Here is a 19177-nt window from a genome sequence, read left to right as displayed (position 1 = left end):
CACGAACGGGTGAGGAAGCGGAAGGGCCCGCTACGCGTCCGCCCCCGGAGCCAGCGCCGCCTCCAGCCGCGCGATCAGGTTCGCCTCGTGCGCCCGCGAGGCCCGCAGCAGGGCGTTCTTGACCGCCCGGGCGTCCGCGCTCCCGTGCCCGATAAAGGCGAGCCCGCGCACCCCGAGCAGGATGCTCGCCCCGTAGGTGCTGGGGTCCATCCGCTCGGCGAGCCCGCGCAGGGCGCCGCGCACGAGCAGGCCGCCCACCTTCGTCTTGAGGTCGCTTCCCAGCGCCTCACGCACCCAGCCGAACAGAACCTTGGCCTCTCCCTCCGCGAGCTTGAGGACCACGTTCCCGGTGAACCCGTCCGTCACCACGATGTCCGTCGTCCCCTGGAAGATGTCGCGGCCCTCGACGTTGCCGTGGAAGTTGATGCCTTGGCCGTGCAGCTCACGCAGCAGCGCGTGTGCCTCCAGCACGGTCTGGCTGCCCTTGTGGTCCTCCTCGCCGATGGAGAGCAGGCCGACGGTGGGGTCCGCCCGGTCCTCGATCACCCGCAGGTACACCGTGGCGAGCCGCGCCCACTGGGCGAGGTACCCCGGCTTCACGTCGGCGTTGGCACCCACGTCGAGCAGGGTGACGAAGCCCGTCTTGGCGGGGAGGTGGGTCAGGATCGCCGGACGGTCCACCCCCTTCACCCGCCCCAGGGTGAGGAGCGCCGAGGCCATCGTGGCGCCGCTGTGCCCCATGCTGACGGCGGCGGCGGCGCGGCCCTCCTTCACCAGCCGGGTACAGACGTTGATGCTCGCGCCCGTGCGGCCCCGCACGTCCGAGGCGTGCTCGTCCATGCCGATCACGTCGGGGGCGTCCACCACGTCGATGGGGAGGCTCACACTCCCCGCGTGCTTGCCGAGTTCGCCGTGGAGCCTCACCCGGTCGCCGACGAGGAGGACGGGGACCCCGGCGCGGGCGGCCTGCACCGCTCCTTCCACGTTGGGCGGCGCCCCGTGGTCTCCCCCGACCGCGTCGAGAGCGATGGGCAGGGCGGTGTTGGTCTTCCCGGCGCTTACCTTGTCAGCGGTCATCGGCGTCGCTGAGGGGGGCGGTCACGTAGTACGGGCGGGTCCCCTCGCCCCGCGTCTCCCCCCGCTGCTCGCTGGGGAGGCGGTAGCCGGGCCGCTCGACGGCCTCGCGGATGTCCTTGAAGTCGATGTACTGGTCGGCGGCGTTGCGCAGCTCGTAGCTCGTCATCTCGGGGATGCTCGCCACGATCACCCGCTTGCCGCGCGCCCGCAGCACCTCGACCGGGCGCTCGAAGTCGCCGTCCCCGGTCAGGAGGACCGCCGTGTCGTAGCGCGCGTCGGTCGTCAGCAGGTCGGTCACGATCTCGATGTCGAGGCTGGCCCGGCGCTGGGTGTCGCCGTGCTCGTCGGTGGACTCGCGCAGGGGGCGGGTGCGGACGGTGTAGCCCATGTACGTCAGGGCGTCGATGAAGCGCTTTTGCTTGTCGTCCATCGGGAGGGGCACCGCCGTGTAGTAAAAGGCGTTGTGGAGAGTTCCGTAGCCCCCGAAGTGCTCCAGAATCTTGCGGTGGTCGAAATTCCACCCGAGTCGCTTGGCCGCCGCGTACACGTTGGCGCCGTCAATAAAGAGTGCGATGCGTTCCATCATCAGTCTGCCTTTCATGTCTGCCGCCGGGAGGAACAGGCGGACCTCCGCACAGGATACGGGAGGCCCACCCCCCGGCTCAATCCTCCACCCTCGGACGCAGGGCCGGGTCGTGCAGCGCCGCCCACACCTCCGCGCGCAGCCGGGCGAGGTTCACCCCGCCGTACTCGGGGGGCAGGCGGTCGAGGTAGGCGGCGGCCTTGTGGAAGTTGCGGTGTGCGAGGCTGCCGTGGTGCCAGCGCTTGTGCAGGGCGGCAGCGAGCAGGATCAGCGCCTGGATGAAGTGCCGATCGTCGCCGGTCGCGCGCATCCAGGGCCCCTCCCACGCCTCGTGCGCCTCCCACCACTCGCCCGCGTCAAAGAGCCGCGCCCCCGCCCGCAGGTCCTCCCTGAGCGTCTCCCCCATCTCCCCACGCTAGCGTCCTGAGCGCATGAACGACGGGTTAGCCACTGTCCATCTCGTCCCTATCCGCCTCCGGCCCCCGGGGGTAGACTGACCTCATGAAGCCTGTGGAACTCACTGACAGCAACTTTAAGGCCGAGACGGGCGAGGGCCTGACCCTGGTCGATTTCTGGGCCCCCTGGTGCGGGCCCTGCCGCATCATCGCCCCCGTCGTCGAGGAACTCGCCGGGCAGTACGAGGGCCGGGTCAAGATCGGCAAGCTCAACGTGGACGACAACCCCGTCACCCAGGGCCAGTTCCGCGTCATGAGCATCCCCACCCTGATCCTCTTCAAGGACGGCCAGCCCGTCGAGGGCATGGTGGGCGCCCAGCCCAAGCGCGCCTTCGAGGCCCTGCTCGACAAGTACGCCCAGCCTGCCGCCGCGACCGCCAACTGAAGCCCTTTTACAGCAGGGCCGCCTCCGTCCTCGGGGGCGGCCCTCTTCCTATGCCCGGAAGCGGGTGACCTCCGGCGGCGTCCAGGCGTGCAGGGCCTCGCCGAGCAGGATTTCGCCCTCCTCCCACTCCCCGTGCCCGCTCGCCACGTTGATGTGCCCCGCCTCCCCCGCCGTGACGAAGGCGGCCTCCCAGGCATCCGCGAGGGTTCCGGCCCGCTCGAAGCTCACGTAGGGGTCGTTCTCGCTGGCGACGACGAGGGCCGGAAAGGGTAGGGGATCGAGCGGCACCGGGGCGAGGGGGAGCACGGCGGGAGCCAACTCGCCCATGTTCGCCTGCTCGGCATCGGTCGGGCTCACGAGCAGCGCCCCCCGCACCCGCTCGTTCCCCCCGTACAGCCGCGCCCAGTGGACGATGGTGAGCACCCCGCACGAATGCCCGACGAGGACGAGTTCGCCCGGCGTCGTCTGCACGACCTCCTGAAGTCGAGCTGCCCACGCCTCGGGAGCGGGCGCCTCCGGGTCGTCCTGCTGCACCCGGGCCGCGCCGAACTTCTCGGTCCAGAGGGTCTGCCAATGCTCGGGGCCGCTGTCGCCGAGGCCGGGGACGATGACGAGGGTGGGGGTCATGAGGGCAGTCTAGCGCCGCCCGTTTTCAGCTCTGTGCTACGGTCGGCCATGCACGTTCGCCAACCGTACGATCTTGAGGCTTACGTCGAACGCACCCGCAACGGGCCGTGTTTCATCTGCGCTTTGCTGAGCGGCCACCCGGATTACCGACACCACATCATCTACGAGGACGATCTCGCCGTCGCCTTTCTCGCCCAGGCTCCCAACAAGGAAGGCCGAACCCTCGTTCAGGCGGTCGACTATACCCTAGTCGTCCCCCGGGAGCACCGCGAACACGTGACGGGGAGCTTCACACCCGAGGAATACTTGCGCCTCCAGTCGCTCGTCTACCGGGTCGGAGAGGCTTTGCGGGCGGAACTCCCCACGGAGCGCGTCTATGTCCTGTCCCTCGGCAGCCAGCAGGGCAACAGCCATGTCCACTGGCATGTTGTCCCCCTCCCGCCAGGTGTTCGATACGGCGAGCAGCAGTTCCACTTCCTGATGGCAGAGAACGGGAAGATCGAAGTGACGCCGGAAGAACACGCCAACCTCGCCGTACGCTTGTGGGAAAGGCTGAAAGACCAAACGTCGGGGTAAACGCCCCAGGGATTACAGAGGTTGTCTTTTGCTCCTCCCCCTTGAGGGGGGAGGCCGGGAGGGGGTGAACGGGCAGGGCGACCAAGGGAACCTGGCGCCACAAATCCCTATGTTCATCCCGCACGTCATCAACCCAAAAGCAAAACCCCGCCGAAGCGGGGCCTTTGAATTTCCCGAACTCAGACGAGTTCGATCAGCGCCATCGTCACGCCGTCGCCGCGGCGGGTGCCCACACGTAGGATGCGGGTGTAACCGCCAGGACGGTCGGCGTACTTGGGGGCCACCTCGTCCATCACCTTGCGCACCACGTCGTTGTCGTGGATGTCGCGGGCGACGAGGCGGCGGGCGTGAAGGTCGCCGCCCTTGGCGGTGGTGATCAGCTTCTCAACGTAGGGGCGCAGCTCCTTGGCCTTCGTGAGGGTCGTCTGGATGCGGCCCTCGCGCAGCAGCGCGGTCGCCTGGGCACGGGCCAGGGCGACGCGGGCGCTGCTGTTGCGGTTGAGCTTGCGACCGGCTTTGCCGTGACGCATGGGAATTCTCCTTGAGGGTCGGGCGGAGGTAGGACCGCCGGAAAGGTCGGAACGCCGAAGCGCTGTCACCCTGAACGAAGTGAAGGGTCTACTCCACCGCTGGCGGAAGATGCTTCGCTCCGCTCAGCATGACAACACTAGGTCGGCTCAGTCGCGCAGGGCCAGGCCGAACTGCGCGAGCTGCTGCTTGATCTCGTCGAGGCTGCGCTCGCCGATGCCGGGAACCTTCTTCAGGTCACGGTCGGACAGCGCGCACAGGGCGTCCACCGAGTCGATGCCCTCCTCCTTGAGGGAATGCAGCACCCGGGTGGTCAGCCCCAGCCCCTCTAGCGTCACGCGCGGCGTGTCGAGGTCGGCGGGGTACGGCTGGGGGTTGATGCTGAGTTCCGGCTGGCGCGGCAGGTCGTACACGCTCGGCAGGCTGGTGGGCGCGGCGGGCGTATAGACGGGCTGCACGTCGGGCACGGTGACGGCAGGAAGCGTCTCCACGTTGCCGAACACCGTCAGCTCGTCGCGCAGGATCTCCACGGCCTTGTCGAGCGCGTCCTGCGGCCCGGTCGAGCCGTCCGTCCACACCCGCAGGATCAGGCGGTCGAGGTCCGTCTGCTGGCCCACGCGGGTGTTCTCCACGTGGTAGGCCACGCGGCGCACCGGCGAGAACACGGCATCGACGGGGATCGAGTTGATGCGGTCCTTGGTGGCGTGCTTGTCAGCGGGGACGTAGCCCTCGCCTTCCTCCACGCGCACCTCCATGACCAGCTTGCCGTCCTCGGCGAGGTTGGCGATCACCAGGTCGGGGTTGACGATCTCGGCGTCCGACGGCACCTCGAAGGCGCTCGCCCGCACCACGCCCTCGCCCTGGGCACGCAGCGTCAGGGTCTTGGGGCCGGGCGAGTGGAACTTCACGACGAGTTCCTTGAGGTTGAGGATGATGCGGATGACATCCTCGCGGACGCCGGGAATGGTCGAGAATTCGTGAAGCACGTCCTCGATGTACACGCTCGTCACGGCGGTGCCGGGAATCGAGGACATCAGGATGCGCCGGACGGGGTTCCCGATGGTGACCCCGTAGCCGCGCGCGAGCGGTTCGAGCACGAACTCGCCGTAATCGCCGTCCACGCGGGCCTTGAGTTGGGGGCGCTTTTGGTCCACTTCGGGCCTCCCTTAGCGCGAGTAATACTCGATGATGAAGTTCTCGTTAATAGGCAGCGCCAGGTCCTCTCGCGCGGGCAGGCGCGAGAAGGTGCCGCTAAAGGTATCGGGGTTCAGCTCGATCCAGGGGCTGGTGCGGCGACGCTTCTGCGCCTCCATGTTCTCCTGGATGAAGCCCATCTGCCGGCTCTTCTCGGAGACGCTGATCTCATCGCCGATCTTCACGCGGTAGGAGGGGATGTCCACCCGCTTGCCGTTCACCAGCACGTGCCCGTGCCCGACGAACTGCCGGGCCTGACGGCGGGTGCTGGCAAAGCCCATGCGGAAGACCACGTTGTCCAGGCGGCGCTCCAGCAGTTGCAGGAACACCGTGCCCGTCACCCCGGGCACATTCGCCGCCTCCTCGAAGAGGTTGCGAAACTGCTTCTCGCTCATGCCGTACAGGCGGGAGAGCTTCTGCTTTTCACGCAGACGCACGCTGTAGTCGCTGGGGCGGCCCCGGCCCCGGCGCTGGCCGTGCTGGCCGGGCGCGTAGGGACGGCGGTCGAGGTACTTTTGAACCTTCTCGGTCTCCGCGAGGTTGATGCCCTCACGGCGGCTGAGCTTGGTAATCGATCCACGGAAACGACCCATGTCCTCACTCCTCTTTGGCCCATGCACGCGCATGAGCCGGGTCTGCGGCCCTCTGGTGCCCGCCTCCTCGCCGGTGGTGCGGCTTCAGTCGTGAGACAGCGGGGGCGGGGCAGGTGGGCCGCGCAGGCCGCGCCCTTAGGCGCGGAACTTCTTCTTGGGACGGCAGCCGTTGTGGGGCACGGGGCTGTCGTCCATGATCGACTTGACCTCGATGCCGGACGCCTGGATGGCGCGGATCGCCTGCTCACGGCCCGAGCCGGTGCCGCGCACGATCACGTCCACGACGTTCATGCCAAAGGTCTGCTGGGCCTTTTTCACCGCGTCGGCGGCGGCGAGCTGGGCGGCGTAGGGGGTCCCCTTCTTGCTGCCCTTGTAGCCGATGGTGCCGCCGCTCGACCACGCCACGGAGTTGCCGTCGAGGTCGGTGATGGTGACGATGGTGTTGTTGTAGCTCGCGCTGACGTACGCGCGGCCCGCGCTGATGTTGCGCCGGGCGCGGCGGGGGGTCTTGCCCTTGGTCGGTCTCGCCATACGTTACTTCCTCGTCGCCTTTTTCTTCCCGGCTACGGTCTTGCGCGGGCCCTTGCGGGTGCGGGCGTTCGTCTTCGTGCGCTGGCCGCGCACCGGAAGGCCGCGGCGGTGACGCAGACCACGGTAGGCGCCGATGTCCATCAGGCGCTTGATGTTCTGGCCGATCTCGCTGCGCAGGTCGCCCTCGACCTTGTAGGTCCGCTCCACGGCGTCGCGCAGGCTGCTCTGCTCGGCTTCCGAGAGGTTCTTCACACGCGTGTCGGGGCTGATCCCGGTCTGCGCCAGAACTTCCTTGGAGCGGGTCAGGCCGATCCCGTAGATGTAGGTCAGGGCGATCTCGATGCGCTTCTCGCGCGGAAGGTCCACTCCGGCAACTCGCGCCATCTCAGCCCTGCCTCTGCTTGTGCTTGACGTTGGTGCAGATGACCACCACGCGCCCGTGGCGGCGGATCACCTTGCAGTTGTCGCACATCCTCTTGACACTGCTGCGAACTTTCATGCTTCCTCCTCGCAGCCGCCTCACGTCCCCACCCATCATGGTGGCGCGCCCGGCAGCGCTCGACCCCCCCATCCCGGCACGCTGGCCTTCTCGGGGAATCTGTTGGGTACCCGTGCCTGTCGGCCTACTTGCGGTAGACGATGCGCCCGCGCGACGTGTCGTACGGGCTGATCTCCAGAACCACACGGTCCCCCGGCAGGATGCGGATGTAGTGAATGCGCATCTTGCCGCTGATGTACGCCAGAATGTCGTGCCCGGTGTCGAGCTTTACCCGGAACGTGGTGTTCGGCAGCGCCTCTTCGACCACGCCCTCCGCCCGCACGGTGTCGGACTCTTCCTTCTTGCGCTTCTCCCGCTGTTCCGGCATCTTTCGTCTCGCCACGCAACCTCCAGGCTTGATACAAGCCAAAGGGGAAGTTAGCACGCCCTCTGCGCGGGAGGCAAGCGCGGGTTACAGTTCGGGCAGCACATCTGGGGAGAGCCGGAGACGCGGGCCTTGGGCCTCCCCACGTCCTCGGCTCTTCCCCCTCAGGGCATCGTCCCCGTGATCCGGCTGTACACCTCGTCCATCGTGCCCACCCCGTCCACATGTCGAAGGTGGCCGCGCGCCCCGTAGTAGTCGATCAGCGGTTGGGTCTGCTCGCGGTAGACCTGCTGGCGCCTGCGGGCGACCTCCTCGGTGTCGTCCGCGCGGGGCGTCTGCCCGGCGGCGACCGCCTGCCGCCCGCGCTCCACGATGCGCTCGATGAGCACCCCGTCGGGGACCTCGAGGAGGGGCACGGCGCTCACCGGGGTGCCCAGTTCCTCGAGCAGCATGTCAAGGGCCTCGGCCTGCGCGGTCGTGCGGGGAAAGCCGTCGAAGATCACGCGCACAGGCTCCATCCCGGCGAGGCGGTCGCGGATCAGGGCGATCAGGATCTCGTCGGGCACGAGCTGTCCGGCGTCGTAGATGGGCCTTACCATCTCGCCGAGTTCGGTGCCGCGCGCCATGTGGTCGCGCAGGATGTCCCCGGTGCTGATCTTGGTCAGACCCCCCTCGCGGGCGAGGCGCTCGGCCTGGGTCCCCTTGCCCGCGCCGGGCGGGCCGAGAAAGATCACGACCTTGTTCTTGCGTTGCGTCACTGCTGCCTCCTGTGGGTGTACAGCATAGGGCCGGAGGGTGAAAGAGCGCACGTTCCTGCCCAGCCTTGTCCGTGCCCGGGTAACGCAAAAAACCGCCCACCACGCGGGTGAGCGGCTCAGGTCGAGGTCTTCTCAGTTGTTCAGGCGTCCGCGAATCCGGCCCTTGCTGATGAAACCGTCGTAGCGCCGCACCGTGAGCTGCGCTTCGAGCTGCTTGAGGGTTTCGAGCGCCACACCCACGATGATCAGGAGGCCCGTGCCGCTGAACTGGAAGGTCGTGATGCCCGTCAGGCGCTGCACGATCTGCGGGACGACCGTCAGGATCACCAGAAAGATCGCGCCCCAGAAACTCAGGCGACCGCTGATTCCGCCCAGGTACTCGGCAGTCGGCGCCCCCGGACGCACGCCGGGAATGAAGCCCCCCGCCTCGCGCAGTTGCTCGCTGATGCGCCGGGGATCGAACTGCACGCTGTTGTACAGGTAGGTGAACCCGAAGATCAGCAGGGCCTCTAGCGCGAGGTACCATGGCGCCCCGGGCGTGAGGTACGTCTGAATGAAGGCGTTGACCCCCGGCGCACGGGTCGCGGTGGAGCTGCCGATCAGGTTGGGGATGATCAGCATCGCCGAGGCGAAGATCACCGGGATCACGCCCGCCTGGTTTACCTTGATAGGGAGCCAGGTCGCCTGCCCACCCAGGTTGCGCGCCGCGCCGCCCGGAGCCCCGCCCCGTGCCCGCGCGTAGGTGACGGGCACCCGGCGCTCGCCCTGGTACACGTACACGATGCCCGCGATGGTCACCAGGATGACGGCGGCGAAGGCGAGAATCTGGAGCAGGGAGACCTGCTCGGTGCGGAAAAGTTGCCCGGTCGCCGCGATCTCGCGAGGATAGTTGGCGATGATGCCCGCCGTGATGATCAGGCTGATGCCGTTGCCGACACCGACCTCGGTGATGCGCTCGCCGATCCAGAGGGTGAAGGCGATGCCCGCCACCTGGGTCAGCACCATCACGAGGACCGTGAACAGGCCGGGGTCCCAGCCCACCGCGATGAAGGCCGGATTGCTGGTGATGTAGAGCGAGAAGAACAGCGCCTGCAACGTCCCGAGTCCCACGGCGGCGTAGCGGGTGTACTGGTTGATCTTCTTGCGACCCTCCTCGCCCTCCTTGCTGAGCTTTTCCAGGGTGGGAACGGTCGTGGTCAGAAGCTGGATCACGATGCTCGCCGTGATGTACGGCAGCACGCCGAGGGCGAAGATCGAGAACTGCGAAAGATTGCCGCCCGAGATCAGGCTGATCAACCCGAAAAGGCCACCCGAGGTGGCCTGTTCGAGGGCTGCGGTGTTCACGCCCGGCGTCGGGATGGTGCTCCCGAGGCGGTACACGGCGAGCAGCAGCAGGGTGAAGACAATCTTCCGCCGCAGGTCCGGAATCCGGAACGCGTCACGGAAGGCGCGCAGCATGTTAGCCCGCCTGCTCGGCGTTCTCGCTGCCCGCGTCCGTGGCGTTGTCAGGCAGGACGACCCGCCCGCCCGCCGCCTGCACCGCCTGGATGGCGGCCTCGCTCGCGGCATCCACGTGGACCGTCACGGCGCGGGTCACCTCGCCCCGGGCGAGGAGCTTGAGGGGACGGTTCTTGCGGCGCACCAGGCCCGCCCGCTCCAACGCGGCGCGGTCGAGGGTGTCACCCTCCACGGCGGCGAGCTGCGAGAGGTTGATGACCTCGTAGGTCGTGCCGACGTTGTTGAAGCCGCGCTTGGGCAGGCGGCTGATCAGCGTCGAGCGGCCACCCTCGAAGAACTGGCCCTTGCCCGCGCCGCTGCGCGCCTTCTGGCCCTTGTGTCCGCGCCCGGCGGTCTTGTCGGTGCCGCCGGGGCCGCGGCCCACGCGCTTCTTGGGCTTGCGGCTGCCGGGCGCGGGGGTAAGTTCGTGCAGTTTCACGCTTCCACCTCCAAGAGGTGCTCCACGGTCTTGATCATGCCGCGGATGGCGGGAGTCGCCGTCAGCTCACGGCTGTCGCCGATCCTGCGCAGGCCCAGCGCCTTGACGGTCTCGACCTGGTTCTTGGGGCGACCGATCACGCTGCGCCTCAAGGTAATCTTCACGGTCTGGGCGGTCACTGGGCACCTCCCACCTGGGCCGGTTGGGCCGCCGGGGCCGCGATGCCGCGAATGGCGCGCACCTGCTTGGCGGTGCGGAGGTTTTTCAGGCCGTCGAACACCGCGTAGGCCACGTTGACCTTGTTGCGGCTGCCGAGTTCCTTGGACAGCATGTTGGTGATGCCCGCGAGTTCGGCGATGGAGCGGGGCACGGTGCCCGCGATCACGCCCGTGCCGGGGGCGGCGGGCTTGAGGAGCACGCGGCTCGTCGAGTTCGCGCCCACGATGTCGTGGGGGATGGTGCCGTTCTCCACGGGCACCTGGATCATGTTCTTGCGCGCGATGGCCTTCGCCTTCTCGATAGCGACGGGCACCTCCTTCGCCTTACCGATGCCCATCCCCACGCGGCCATTGCGGTCCCCGAGGATCACGAGCGCGGCGAAGCGGAAGCGGCGGCCACCCTGGTAGGTCTTGGACGTGCGGTTGACGAAGAGCATCCGCTCCTCGAACTCGCTCGTCTCGCGCTCACGGTCGTTTCGACGGTTAGAAGTCAAGGCCACCCTCCCGCGCCGCGTCCGCGAGCGCCTTTACCCGTCCGTGGAACTTGTACCCCCCACGGTCGAAGACAACCTGCCTCACACCCTTGGCGGCGGCGGCCTCGGCCAGCGCGCGGCCCACGGCGGCGGCGGTGTCGGTCTTGGTGCCCGTCTTGACGGCGCTGCTGCTCGCGGCGGCCAAGGTGGTGCCGGTCGAGTCGTCAATGATCTGGGCGTAGATATGCTTGCTGGAGCGGAACACGCTCAGGCGGGGGCGCTCCCCGGCGGCCACGCGCACCTTGCGGCGGGCGCGCAGCTTGCGGCGCTCTGCGGTCAGGTTCGCCATTACTTCTTCCCTTTCCCGCCCGTGGCGCCGGCCTTGCCGGCCTTGAGGGCGATCTGCTCGCCGACGAAACGCACACCCTTGCCGTGGTAGGCGTCGGGCTTACGCACCTTGCGCACGTTCGCGGCGACCTGACCCACAAGCTGCTTGTCGATCCCGCTCACGTCGATGCGGGTGGGCTCGGGAACCGCAAAGGTGACTCCGGCGGGCGGCTCGATGACGACGGGGTGGCTGAAGCCGATGGTCAGCTCCAGGTTCTTGCCGACCAGGCGGGCGCGGTAGCCGACCCCACGCAGTTCGAGGTTGATGGTGAAGCCGTCGCTCACACCCTTGACGGCGTTGGCGACCAGCGTGCGGGTCAGGCCGTGCAGGGCGCGGTGCTCCTGGCGGTCGCTGGGCCGCTCGACGAGGAGCTGGCCGTCCTCGTTGCGGATGCTCAGCTCGGAGTTAAAGGGCACGGTGAGTTCGCCCTTGGGTCCCTTGACGCGGAAGAGGCCAGGGTCGGCGTTCACGGTCACGCCGCTGGGCACGGCGATGGGTTGTCTGCCAATACGTGACATGGGTCTCCTTAAGTGTCGGGGTCCGTTGGCGGAGCCCCGTGTTCAGGGGATGGAGCGATTACCAGAGGACGCAGATGACTTCGCCGCCGACGCCCTGACGACGGGCTTCGCGGTCGGGCAGCAGGCCCTTGCTGGTCGAGACGACCGCGACGCCCAGCCCGCGCTGGATGCGGGGCAGGTTGTCGGCGCTCACGTAGGCGCGGCGGCCCGGGCGGCTGATGCGCTCGATGTGCTTGATGACCTGCTCGCGCTTCTGGCCGTACTTGAGCGTAACGCGCAGCACGTCGAACTTCTGGCCCTCGGGGCGGACGCGCTCGACGCCCGCGACGTACCCTTCACGCACGAGGAGCTTGGCGAGTTCCTCCTTGAATTTGGAGGCCGGGATGTCGACGCTCTCCTTGTAGGTGCGCGTCGCGTTGCGGATGCGCGTGAGCATGTCGGCGATGGGATCACTCAGCATGGTTCCTCCGGGGGCGCGGTGGCCCCGGGCGGGGGGGAGGCCGCGTGGTGCAACCTCCCGAGTCTTCCCGAAGAACGCGGTCCTACCTCTTTTAAGCCGAGGCAAGCCCTTTCTTCTGTTGGGTCCTTCCCGTCTCCCGGACGATCACCACCCAAAGTGCCTCCTCACGGGGCGGGCGGTTCGTATCCAGGTGGGGCTGGGCGGGCGGAAGCCGGTCTTACCAGCTACTCTTCTTTACGCCGGGCAGTTCGCCCTTGTGGGCCAGCTCGCGGATGCAGATGCGGCACAGGCCGAAGAAGCGGTAGTAGGCGCGCGCACGGCCACAGCGGGAGCAGCGGTTGTAGTTCTGCACGGCGAACTTGCTGCCGCGCTCCGCCTTCACAACTTTCGAGGTCTTCGCCATAAGCTTGTCCTTACTTGCGGAACGGGAGACCCATCGCCTGGAGCAGCGCGCGAGCTTCCTCGTCGGTCTTGGCGGTCGTGACGATGGTGATGTCCATACCGCGCACCTTGTCGACCATATCATAGGTGATCTCGGGGAAGATCAGCTGCTCTTTGATGCCCAGGTTGTAGTTCCCGCGCCCGTCGAAGGCGTTGGGGTTGATCCCGCGGAAGTCGCGGATGCGCGGCAGCCCAATGTTGATCAGCTTCTCCAGGAACACGTACATGCGCTCGCCGCGTAGCGTGACCTTGATGCCGACCGGCATTCCCTGCCTGAGCTTGAAGTTGGAGATGCTCTTCTTCGCCTTGGTGACGATGGGCTTTTGCAGGGTGATGAGCGAGAGCTCGCGCGCCGCCCGGTCGATGGCCTTGCTGTCCTCCTTGGAGGAGCCCAGGCCCTCGTTCACCACGATCTTCTCGATGCGCGGGACGGCCATGACGCTGCTGTAACCGAACTGCCCCATCAGCGCGGGGCGCACCTGCTCGTTGTACTTGGTCTTGAGGGTCTGCATGGGTGCCTTTCTTCGGGCGGTCGGGGTCGCCCGGGATCACGCCTCAGGCGTGGCCCTGAATCAGTCGATGACCTTGCCGCTCTTCACGGCGACGCGGACCTTCTTGCCGTCCACGACGGTCTTGCGGATGCGGGTGGCCTTGCCGGTCTCGGGGTCCACGAGCGCGACCTTGCTCGCGTGCATGGCGCCCTCGCGCTGCTCGATGCCGCCCTGGGGGTTGCTCGCCGAGGGCTTGACGTGTTTGGTCACGAGGTTCACGCCCTCGACGACGACCTTGGCGGCCTCGGGGAGCGCGAGCAGCACCTTACCGGTCTGGCCCTTGTGCTTGCCGCGCAAGACGACCACGGTGTCACCCTTCTTGACGTGGAGCTTGTTGTTGTGGTGGCTTCCGGCACTGGGAAGAGGCATTACAGCACCTCCGGCGCGAGCGACACGATCTTCATGAAGCGGCGGTCGCGCAGCTCGCGGGCGACCGGCCCGAAGACGCGGGTGCCGCGCGGTTCGCCCTGGTTGTTGATGATGACGGCGGCGTTCTTGTCGAAGCGGATGGTCGAGCCGTCCGCGCGCTTGATCGCGTGGCTCGTCCGCACGACGACGGCCTTCACCACGTCGCCCGCCTTGACACCGCCGCGCGGGGCCGCGTCCTTGACCGAGGCGACGATGATGTCCCCCACGTGGGCGTAGCGCTTGTTGCCGCCGCCGCCGGTGGTCAGGCCCTTGCCGCCGATGCCGCTGTTCAGCACGCGGATGCACATGATCTCGCGCGCGCCGCTGTTGTCCGCCACGTCGAGGCGGGACTGGGGCATGATCATGCCTGGCTCCCTTCGGTCTCGACCGCCGTAGTCTCGATGCCGCGCGGGCGCTCGACCAGCCTCGTGACCTTCCAGGTCTTCGTCTTGCTGATGGGGCGCACGGCGATGATCTCCACGCGGTCACCGATCTTGTATTCGTTGGTCTCGTCGTGCGCGGCGTACTTCTTGCTGCGCGTCACGACCTTGCCGTACAGGGGGTGCGTGAAGCGGCGCTCGACCTTGACGCTCACCGTTTTGTCGGCCTTGTCGCTCACCACGACACCCGTGAAAGTCTTTTTCATCGGCCCTCTCCTACGGATACGGTTCCCGTCTGCTGGCCGCGCGTCAGCTCACCCTTGATGGTGTTGAGCTGAGCGACCTCGCGCCGGAGCTGCCGCACGCGGTGCGGCTGGGCGAGGTTGCCCATCGCGCCCTGGAAGCGCAGCTCCATCAGTTCCTTTTTGCGGGCGGCGATCTCGCGGTCGAAGTCGGCCAGCCCCAGGCCCCTCATTTCACTGGGCTTCATCGTAGACCTCGCGCTTGACCATCTTGGTCTGGATCGGGAGCTTGTGCCCGGCGAGGCGGAAGGCCTCCTTGGCCTGCTCCTCGGTCACGCCGGAGACCTCGAACATCACGCGGCCCGGCTTCACGACGCTCACCCAGAACTCCACAGCACCCTTACCTTTGCCCATTCGGGTCTCGGCGGGCTTCTTGGTCACGGGCTTGTCGGGGAAGATGCGGATGTAGATCTTGCCGCCGCGCCGGAAGTGGCGGCTCATCACGATGCGGCACGCCTCGATCTGGTTGCTGCGGATCCAGGCGGGCTCCAGCGCGATGAGGCCGTAGTCCCCGAAGGCCACGTAATCGCCGCCCTTGGCGTCGCCGGTCATCCGGCCACGAAACTGCTTACGAAACTTGGTGCGCTTCGGAAGAAGCATCACTCACCTCCGGGGCGGCGCCGCGCGGTCGGGCGGCGGCGGTTCGGACGGTCACCCTCAGGGCGGCGCTCGTCGTTGCGGCGGGGCGGGCGGGCGAGCGTCTCGGTCTTGCCGCCGATCACCTCGCCGTTGAACACCATCACCTTGATGCCCAGCGAGCCGTAGGTCGTCTCGGCGCGGGCGGTGCCGTAGTCGATGTCGGCGCGCAGGGTGTGCAGCGGCACGCGGCCTTCCAGCACCTTCTCGGTGCGGGCCTGCTCGGCGCCGCCGAGGCGACCGGAGAGGATCACGCGCACGCCGCGGGCGCCGGACTCCATCACCCGCTGGGCAGCCTGCTTCATCGCGCGGCGGAAGGCGAAGCGGCGCTCAATCTGCTCGGCGATTCGCAGGGCCACCAGGGGCGCGCTGATGTTGGGGTTGGGAATCTCGGCGACGTTGACGGCCACCGTGCCCGCGCTGACGACCCGCTCGATGTCACCGCGAAGCTGCTTGATGCTCTCGCCGCCCTTGCCGATCACGATGCCGGGCTTGGCCGCGCTGATGATCACGTTGACCTGCTGGCCCGCGCGCTCGATCTCGATGCGGGCGATGCCGGCGGCGGCGAGCTTGCGGGTCACCAGGGCGCGAATCTTCTCGTCTTCCTTGACGAGTTTGGCGTACCCCTTCTTCCCGGCGTACCAGCGGCTGTTCCAGCCCCGGGTGATGCCCAGGCGGAAGCCGTTCGGGTTGATCTTGTTGCCCATTATCTGTTCCCCCTGCCGCTGCGGGCCTCGCGCTCACCCACGATAATCGTGATGTGGCTCGTGCGCTTCTTGATGATGTTGGCGCTGCCGCGGGCGCGGGGAATCAGGCGCTTGAGGGTCGGCCCGGCGTCCACGTACGCCGCCTTGATCACGAGGCGGTCTTCGAGCATCTCGTCGTTGTTCACGGCGTTACTCTTGGCGCTCTTGAGAACCTTGGCGACGGGCTCGGAGGCCGCGCGCGGGATGAAACGCAGCAGATCCTCGGCTTCGGCGACACTCTTGCCGCGAATCACGTCCACGACGAGGCGCACCTTGCGCGGGCTCATGCGCACGTACCGCGCCACGGCGTAGCCGGGCCGGCGCAGCTTGACCTGCTGCTTGCGCTCCTTCTTGTTGCGGAAGGTCTGTTCGGTGGGGGCAGTCATTTCTTCTTGCTCCCCTTGGCGTTCTTGTCGGCGCCGTGCCCGCGGTAGGTGCGGGTCGGTGAAAATTCGCCGAGCTTGTGGCCGATCATCTGCTCGTTCACGAAGACGGGCACGTGCTGCTTGCCGTTGTGAACCGCGATGGTGTGGCCGATCATCTCGGGCACGATGGTGGAGCGGCGGCTCCACGTCTTGATGACGCGCTTGTCGCGGCGCTCGTTCTGGGCGTCCACCTTCTTCAGGAGGTGGTCATCCACGAACGGCCCTTTCTTCAGGCTGCGGGGCATTGCTTACCCTCCTTACTTTCCGGCACGGCGGGAGATGATGAAGCGGTCGCTGATCTTGCGCTTCTTGCGGGTCTTCAGGCCCTTGGCGAGCTGACCCGTCGGGCTGACGGGCTGGCGGCCCGCGCCGGTGCGTCCCTCACCACCGCCGTGCGGGTGATCAACCGGGTTCATCGCGCTGCCGCGCACGTGGGGCTTTTGCCCCAGCCAGCGGCTGCGCCCCGCCTTGCCGATCACGATGTTCTTGTGCTCGGCGTTGCCCACGGTTCCGATGGTCGCGTAGCACTCGCTGTGAATGCGCCGCAGTTCGCCGCTGGGCAGGCGCAGGATCACGTAGTCGCGCTCCTTGCCCTGCACCTGGATCGAGGTTCCGGCGCTGCGGGCGATCTGCGCGCCCTTGCCGGGCACCATCTCGACCGAATGCACCACCGCGCCGACCGGCACGAAGCGCAGCGGCAGGGCGTTGCCGAGCTTAGGCTCCGCCTCGGGCCCCGCGTTCACGCTCTGACCGACCGTCAGGCCCTCGGGCGCGAGGATGTAGCGTTTCTCGCCGTCCACGTAGTGCAGCAGGGCGATGCGGGCGCTGCGGTTGGGGTCGTACTCGATGGCGGCCACCTTGGCGCTCACGCCCGCCTTGTCGCGGCGCTTGAAGTCGATGATGCGGTAGAGGCGCTTGTGCCCGCCGCCGATGAAGCGGCTGGTCACGCGACCGTGGTTGTTGCGCCCGCCCGTCTTGGGGAGGGGCGTGGTGAGCGCCTTTTCGGGGCGCTTCTTGGTCAGGCCCGAGAAGTCCGCCGTCGTCATCTGGCGGCGCGACGGGGTGTACGGGCGGTATTTCTTGACGGCCATGTTCAGTCTCTCCTTAGGCCAGGGCCTCGAGGGCCGCGATGGTCTGTCCTTCGGCGAGGCGCACGATGGCCTTCTTGCGGTCCGCGCGGTGACCGGTGAACTTGCCCACACGCTTGCGCTTGCCCGCGACGTTCATGGTGCTGATGCCGATCACGGTCACGCCGAACGCCTGCTGCACGGCGGCCTTGATCTCGGTCTTCGTCGCCTTGGGGTCGACCCAGAACGAGTACGCCCCGCGCTCCATGCCCGCGTACGCCTTCTCGCTGATGACGGGCTGCTTGATGATGTCGTAGAAACTCATTGCGCGGCCCCTTCCTGCTGGGCACTGGCCGGGTCGGCCTGCACGTCGTCCTGGGCGGGTTCCAGCGCCACCGCGTCGATCACCAGTCGCTCGTGGCGCAGGATGTCGTACACGTTCAGGCCCGCGACCGGCAGCACGGTCGCCCACGCGACGTTGCGCGCTGCCAGGCGGGTCTGCGCGTCGTCGGTGACGATGAGGACGCGCTCGCCGCCGTCCATTCCGTTGTCCTTGGCCCACTGCACGAAGCCCTTGGTCTTGCCGTCGAGCCCGAAGCCGTCCACCGCGAGGAGCTTGCCGCTTCTCTGGCGGTCGGCGAGGGCCATCGCCAGGCCGAGCTGCCGGACCTTGCGGGGCAGGGTGTAGCTGTAGCTCCGGGGCTTGGGGCCGAACGCGACACCGCCGCCCACGAAGGTGGGAACGGAGCGGTCGCCGTGACGGGCGTTGCCGGTGCCCTTCTGGCTGTACATCTTCTTGCCGGTGCGGCTGACCTCGGCGCGCGTCTTGGTGCTGGCCGTGCCGCGGCGGCGACCCGCGAGCTGCCAGTTCACCACCTCGTGCAGCACGTGGGGGTTGACTTCCGGCAGGTCGAGCTCGATGAGGCGACCGCCGTTCTGACCGATGACGTTGATCTGCGCCATCTTACCTGCCTCCCTTGACGGCCTGGCGCAAGACGACGAGCCCGCCGTTCGCGCCGGGGACGGCCCCCTTCACGAGGATCAGGTTCTCGTCCGCGCGGACCTCGACGACCTCGAGGTTCTGCACGGTGACGCGCTCCATGCCCATGTGCCCGGCCATCTTCTTGCCCTTGTACACGCGGCCCGGCGTCTTGCGCTGGCCGATGGACCCGGGGCGGCGGTGCCACTTCTTCGAGCCGTGGCTCGCGGGACCGCCCTGAAAGTTCCAGCGCTTCATGACGCCCTGGAAACCCTTGCCCTTGCTCGTGCCCGTCGCGTCGATCTTCTCGCCGGCGGCGAAGATGTCCACGTTCACGGTGTCACCCTCGGGGGCGAAGTCGCGGAACTCGCGCAGGAAGCGCACCGGAGACACGCCCGCCTTGCGGAAGTGTCCGAGCAGGGGCCTCGTCACGCGCTTTTCCTGCTTGGGCGCGAAGCCGATCTGCACGGCCTCGTAGCCGTCCGTCTGCTTGCTCTTGCGCTGCACGACGGGGCAGGGACCGGCGAGCACGACCGTCACGGGCACGGCCCGGTCACCGCGCCAGATCTGGGTCATGCCGATCTTGGTGCCGAGGATGCCCTTGGTCATGCCCGGCCCCCGACAGTCTTGATCTCGATGTCCACGCCCGTGGGGAGGTCGAGGGTCATCAGCGAATCAATCGTCTTCTTGGTGGGATTCATGATGTCCACCAGACGGTTGTGGGTGCGAATCTCGAAGTGCTCGCGCGCGTCCTTGTACTTGAAGGGCGAGCGCAGCACCGTGAAGCGGCGGATGCGGGTGGGGAGCGGCACGGGACCGCTCACGTCCGCCCCGGTGCGCCGAACCGTATCCACGATCTTGCTCGCGGACTGGTCCAGCGCCTTGTGGTCGAAACCACGCAGTTTGATACGGATCTTCGGGGCGACCATGTGATTACTCCAAGACCTTGGTAACGACGCCGGCGCCGACGGTGCGGCCCCCCTCGCGGATGGCAAAGCGCAGGCCCTCTTCCATGGCAATCGGCTTGATCAGCTCGACCGTGAACGTCACGTTATCCCCGGGCATCACCATCTCCACCC

The 19177-nt window shown here is 67.6% G+C and carries 37 protein-coding genes; 2 read left to right on the top strand and 35 right to left on the bottom strand.

From position 1 onward, the window contains the following. Nucleotides 1-30 precede the first annotated feature (30 nt). The 3 genes from plsX to A7B18_RS17045 form a co-directional block, all read right to left on the bottom strand. On the bottom strand, nt 31-1077 hold the full coding sequence (gene plsX / locus A7B18_RS17055; RefSeq protein WP_102127900.1) for a phosphate acyltransferase PlsX: 1047 nt from the start codon (nt 1075-1077) through the stop codon (nt 31-33). Next, nucleotides 1067-1660: a LabA-like NYN domain-containing protein gene (locus A7B18_RS17050; protein WP_102127927.1), complete on the bottom strand. Its 594-nt coding sequence runs from the start codon at nt 1658-1660 to the stop codon at nt 1067-1069. Before A7B18_RS17050 ends, plsX begins: the two co-directional genes overlap by 11 nt. A 79-nt stretch (nt 1661-1739) precedes the next feature. Beyond that, nucleotides 1740-2066 carry a DUF309 domain-containing protein gene (locus A7B18_RS17045; RefSeq protein WP_102127899.1) on the bottom strand — a complete coding sequence of 109 codons (327 nt, stop codon included), beginning with the start codon at nt 2064-2066 and terminating at the stop codon, nt 1740-1742. A 95-nt stretch (nt 2067-2161) separates the two neighbouring features. Here A7B18_RS17045 and trxA point away from each other — a divergent pair, with 95 nt between their 5' ends. Next, nucleotides 2162-2500 (top strand): thioredoxin, encoded by a 339-nt coding sequence (gene trxA / locus A7B18_RS17040; protein WP_102127898.1) that lies wholly within the window; start codon nt 2162-2164, stop codon nt 2498-2500. Between the two features lie 48 nt (nt 2501-2548). Here the strand turns inward: trxA and A7B18_RS17035 are convergent, their stop codons facing one another. After that, the gene (locus A7B18_RS17035; protein ID WP_102127897.1) at nt 2549-3127 is read right to left on the bottom strand and encodes an RBBP9/YdeN family alpha/beta hydrolase; all 579 of its coding nucleotides are present in this window, start codon (nt 3125-3127) and stop codon (nt 2549-2551) included. 48 nt (nt 3128-3175) lie between these two features. On the opposite strand from A7B18_RS17035, the gene A7B18_RS17030 reads away from it, so the two are divergent. Further along, on the top strand, nt 3176-3703 hold the full coding sequence (locus A7B18_RS17030) for an HIT family protein (RefSeq protein ID WP_102127926.1): 528 nt from the start codon (nt 3176-3178) through the stop codon (nt 3701-3703). Nucleotides 3704-3882: 179 nt separating this feature from the next. Here A7B18_RS17030 and rplQ read toward each other — a convergent pair whose 3' ends face one another. The 31 genes from rplQ to A7B18_RS16875 all read right to left on the bottom strand — a co-directional run. Continuing rightward, complete coding sequence (rplQ, locus tag A7B18_RS17025; protein WP_102127896.1) at nt 3883-4233, bottom strand: 50S ribosomal protein L17; 351 nt, start codon at nt 4231-4233, stop codon at nt 3883-3885. A 147-nt stretch (nt 4234-4380) separates the two neighbouring features. Then, the gene (locus A7B18_RS17020) at nt 4381-5385 is read right to left on the bottom strand and encodes a DNA-directed RNA polymerase subunit alpha (RefSeq protein ID WP_102127895.1); all 1005 of its coding nucleotides are present in this window, start codon (nt 5383-5385) and stop codon (nt 4381-4383) included. Nucleotides 5386-5397: 12 nt separating this feature from the next. Then, nucleotides 5398-6018 (bottom strand): 30S ribosomal protein S4, encoded by a 621-nt coding sequence (gene rpsD / locus A7B18_RS17015; protein WP_102127894.1) that lies wholly within the window; start codon nt 6016-6018, stop codon nt 5398-5400. 135 nt (nt 6019-6153) lie between these two features. Continuing rightward, nucleotides 6154-6549 (bottom strand): 30S ribosomal protein S11, encoded by a 396-nt coding sequence (rpsK, locus tag A7B18_RS17010; RefSeq protein WP_102127893.1) that lies wholly within the window; start codon nt 6547-6549, stop codon nt 6154-6156. A 3-nt stretch (nt 6550-6552) separates the two neighbouring features. Next, the gene (rpsM, locus tag A7B18_RS17005; protein ID WP_102127892.1) at nt 6553-6933 is read right to left on the bottom strand and encodes a 30S ribosomal protein S13; all 381 of its coding nucleotides are present in this window, start codon (nt 6931-6933) and stop codon (nt 6553-6555) included. 1 nt (nt 6934) lies between these two features. Beyond that, nucleotides 6935-7048 (bottom strand): 50S ribosomal protein L36, encoded by a 114-nt coding sequence (rpmJ, locus tag A7B18_RS17000; protein ID WP_102127891.1) that lies wholly within the window; start codon nt 7046-7048, stop codon nt 6935-6937. Between the two features lie 124 nt (nt 7049-7172). Continuing rightward, a complete protein-coding gene (infA, locus tag A7B18_RS16995; RefSeq protein ID WP_019588656.1) occupies nt 7173-7415 on the bottom strand; it encodes a translation initiation factor IF-1 in 243 nt (80 codons plus the stop codon). Between the two features lie 161 nt (nt 7416-7576). Further along, the gene (locus A7B18_RS16990) at nt 7577-8170 is read right to left on the bottom strand and encodes an adenylate kinase (RefSeq protein WP_102127890.1); all 594 of its coding nucleotides are present in this window, start codon (nt 8168-8170) and stop codon (nt 7577-7579) included. Nucleotides 8171-8302: 132 nt separating this feature from the next. After that, complete coding sequence (secY, locus tag A7B18_RS16985; protein WP_102127889.1) at nt 8303-9628, bottom strand: preprotein translocase subunit SecY; 1326 nt, start codon at nt 9626-9628, stop codon at nt 8303-8305. 1 nt (nt 9629) lies between these two features. Beyond that, nucleotides 9630-10106 carry a 50S ribosomal protein L15 gene (rplO, locus tag A7B18_RS16980; protein WP_102127888.1) on the bottom strand — a complete coding sequence of 159 codons (477 nt, stop codon included), beginning with the start codon at nt 10104-10106 and terminating at the stop codon, nt 9630-9632. After that, complete coding sequence (gene rpmD, locus A7B18_RS16975; RefSeq protein WP_102127925.1) at nt 10103-10270, bottom strand: 50S ribosomal protein L30; 168 nt, start codon at nt 10268-10270, stop codon at nt 10103-10105. Before rpmD ends, rplO begins: the two co-directional genes overlap by 4 nt. An 11-nt stretch (nt 10271-10281) precedes the next feature. Next, nucleotides 10282-10818 (bottom strand): 30S ribosomal protein S5, encoded by a 537-nt coding sequence (rpsE, locus tag A7B18_RS16970; protein ID WP_180970209.1) that lies wholly within the window; start codon nt 10816-10818, stop codon nt 10282-10284. Continuing rightward, nucleotides 10808-11146: a 50S ribosomal protein L18 gene (gene rplR, locus A7B18_RS16965; RefSeq protein WP_102127886.1), complete on the bottom strand. Its 339-nt coding sequence runs from the start codon at nt 11144-11146 to the stop codon at nt 10808-10810. Before rplR ends, rpsE begins: the two co-directional genes overlap by 11 nt. Then, nucleotides 11146-11703, bottom strand: a complete 558-nt coding sequence (gene rplF, locus A7B18_RS16960) for a 50S ribosomal protein L6 (protein ID WP_102127885.1) — start codon at nt 11701-11703, stop codon at nt 11146-11148. Before rplF ends, rplR begins: the two co-directional genes overlap by 1 nt. A 58-nt stretch (nt 11704-11761) precedes the next feature. Continuing rightward, on the bottom strand, nt 11762-12163 hold the full coding sequence (gene rpsH / locus A7B18_RS16955) for a 30S ribosomal protein S8 (protein WP_102127884.1): 402 nt from the start codon (nt 12161-12163) through the stop codon (nt 11762-11764). A gap of 217 nt (nt 12164-12380) precedes the next feature. Continuing rightward, nucleotides 12381-12566 (bottom strand): type Z 30S ribosomal protein S14, encoded by a 186-nt coding sequence (locus A7B18_RS16950; RefSeq protein ID WP_102127883.1) that lies wholly within the window; start codon nt 12564-12566, stop codon nt 12381-12383. A gap of 10 nt (nt 12567-12576) precedes the next feature. Beyond that, entirely contained in the window at nt 12577-13116 is a 540-nt protein-coding gene (gene rplE, locus A7B18_RS16945; RefSeq protein ID WP_102127882.1) for a 50S ribosomal protein L5, read from the bottom strand. A 60-nt stretch (nt 13117-13176) separates the two neighbouring features. Then, nucleotides 13177-13524 (bottom strand): 50S ribosomal protein L24, encoded by a 348-nt coding sequence (gene rplX, locus A7B18_RS16940; protein WP_102127881.1) that lies wholly within the window; start codon nt 13522-13524, stop codon nt 13177-13179. Then, the gene (gene rplN / locus A7B18_RS16935) at nt 13524-13928 is read right to left on the bottom strand and encodes a 50S ribosomal protein L14 (protein ID WP_102127880.1); all 405 of its coding nucleotides are present in this window, start codon (nt 13926-13928) and stop codon (nt 13524-13526) included. Before rplN ends, rplX begins: the two co-directional genes overlap by 1 nt. Beyond that, nucleotides 13925-14209: a 30S ribosomal protein S17 gene (gene rpsQ / locus A7B18_RS16930; RefSeq protein WP_102127879.1), complete on the bottom strand. Its 285-nt coding sequence runs from the start codon at nt 14207-14209 to the stop codon at nt 13925-13927. Before rpsQ ends, rplN begins: the two co-directional genes overlap by 4 nt. Continuing rightward, nucleotides 14206-14433 (bottom strand): 50S ribosomal protein L29, encoded by a 228-nt coding sequence (rpmC, locus tag A7B18_RS16925; RefSeq protein WP_102127878.1) that lies wholly within the window; start codon nt 14431-14433, stop codon nt 14206-14208. Before rpmC ends, rpsQ begins: the two co-directional genes overlap by 4 nt. Continuing rightward, entirely contained in the window at nt 14420-14845 is a 426-nt protein-coding gene (gene rplP / locus A7B18_RS16920) for a 50S ribosomal protein L16 (RefSeq protein ID WP_102127877.1), read from the bottom strand. Before rplP ends, rpmC begins: the two co-directional genes overlap by 14 nt. After that, a complete protein-coding gene (gene rpsC / locus A7B18_RS16915) occupies nt 14845-15588 on the bottom strand; it encodes a 30S ribosomal protein S3 (protein ID WP_102127876.1) in 744 nt (247 codons plus the stop codon). The genes rplP and rpsC overlap by 1 nt, the downstream gene beginning before the upstream one ends. Beyond that, the gene (rplV, locus tag A7B18_RS16910) at nt 15588-16013 is read right to left on the bottom strand and encodes a 50S ribosomal protein L22 (protein WP_102127875.1); all 426 of its coding nucleotides are present in this window, start codon (nt 16011-16013) and stop codon (nt 15588-15590) included. The genes rpsC and rplV overlap by 1 nt, the downstream gene beginning before the upstream one ends. Beyond that, nucleotides 16010-16297: a 30S ribosomal protein S19 gene (gene rpsS, locus A7B18_RS16905; protein WP_019588638.1), complete on the bottom strand. Its 288-nt coding sequence runs from the start codon at nt 16295-16297 to the stop codon at nt 16010-16012. The genes rplV and rpsS overlap by 4 nt, the downstream gene beginning before the upstream one ends. Nucleotides 16298-16309: 12 nt before the next feature. Then, the gene (rplB, locus tag A7B18_RS16900; RefSeq protein WP_102127874.1) at nt 16310-17143 is read right to left on the bottom strand and encodes a 50S ribosomal protein L2; all 834 of its coding nucleotides are present in this window, start codon (nt 17141-17143) and stop codon (nt 16310-16312) included. 13 nt (nt 17144-17156) lie between these two features. After that, complete coding sequence (locus A7B18_RS16895) at nt 17157-17444, bottom strand: 50S ribosomal protein L23 (RefSeq protein ID WP_102127873.1); 288 nt, start codon at nt 17442-17444, stop codon at nt 17157-17159. After that, nucleotides 17441-18082, bottom strand: a complete 642-nt coding sequence (gene rplD, locus A7B18_RS16890) for a 50S ribosomal protein L4 (RefSeq protein ID WP_102127872.1) — start codon at nt 18080-18082, stop codon at nt 17441-17443. The genes A7B18_RS16895 and rplD overlap by 4 nt, the downstream gene beginning before the upstream one ends. Nucleotide 18083: 1 nt before the next feature. Beyond that, the gene (gene rplC / locus A7B18_RS16885) at nt 18084-18707 is read right to left on the bottom strand and encodes a 50S ribosomal protein L3 (RefSeq protein WP_102127871.1); all 624 of its coding nucleotides are present in this window, start codon (nt 18705-18707) and stop codon (nt 18084-18086) included. Beyond that, complete coding sequence (rpsJ, locus tag A7B18_RS16880) at nt 18704-19027, bottom strand: 30S ribosomal protein S10 (protein WP_102127870.1); 324 nt, start codon at nt 19025-19027, stop codon at nt 18704-18706. Before rpsJ ends, rplC begins: the two co-directional genes overlap by 4 nt. A 4-nt stretch (nt 19028-19031) precedes the next feature. Further along, nucleotides 19032-19177 (bottom strand): EF-Tu C-terminal domain-related protein (locus A7B18_RS16875; protein ID WP_483863808.1); only part of this gene is annotated, 146 nt, incomplete at its 5' end.

Origin of the sequence: Deinococcus planocerae (assembly GCF_002869765.1) — a bacterium.
In the GTDB taxonomy this organism is placed as follows: Bacteria; Deinococcota; Deinococci; order Deinococcales; family Deinococcaceae; genus Deinococcus; species Deinococcus planocerae.
This window is presented reverse-complemented; position numbering and strand designations above follow the sequence as displayed.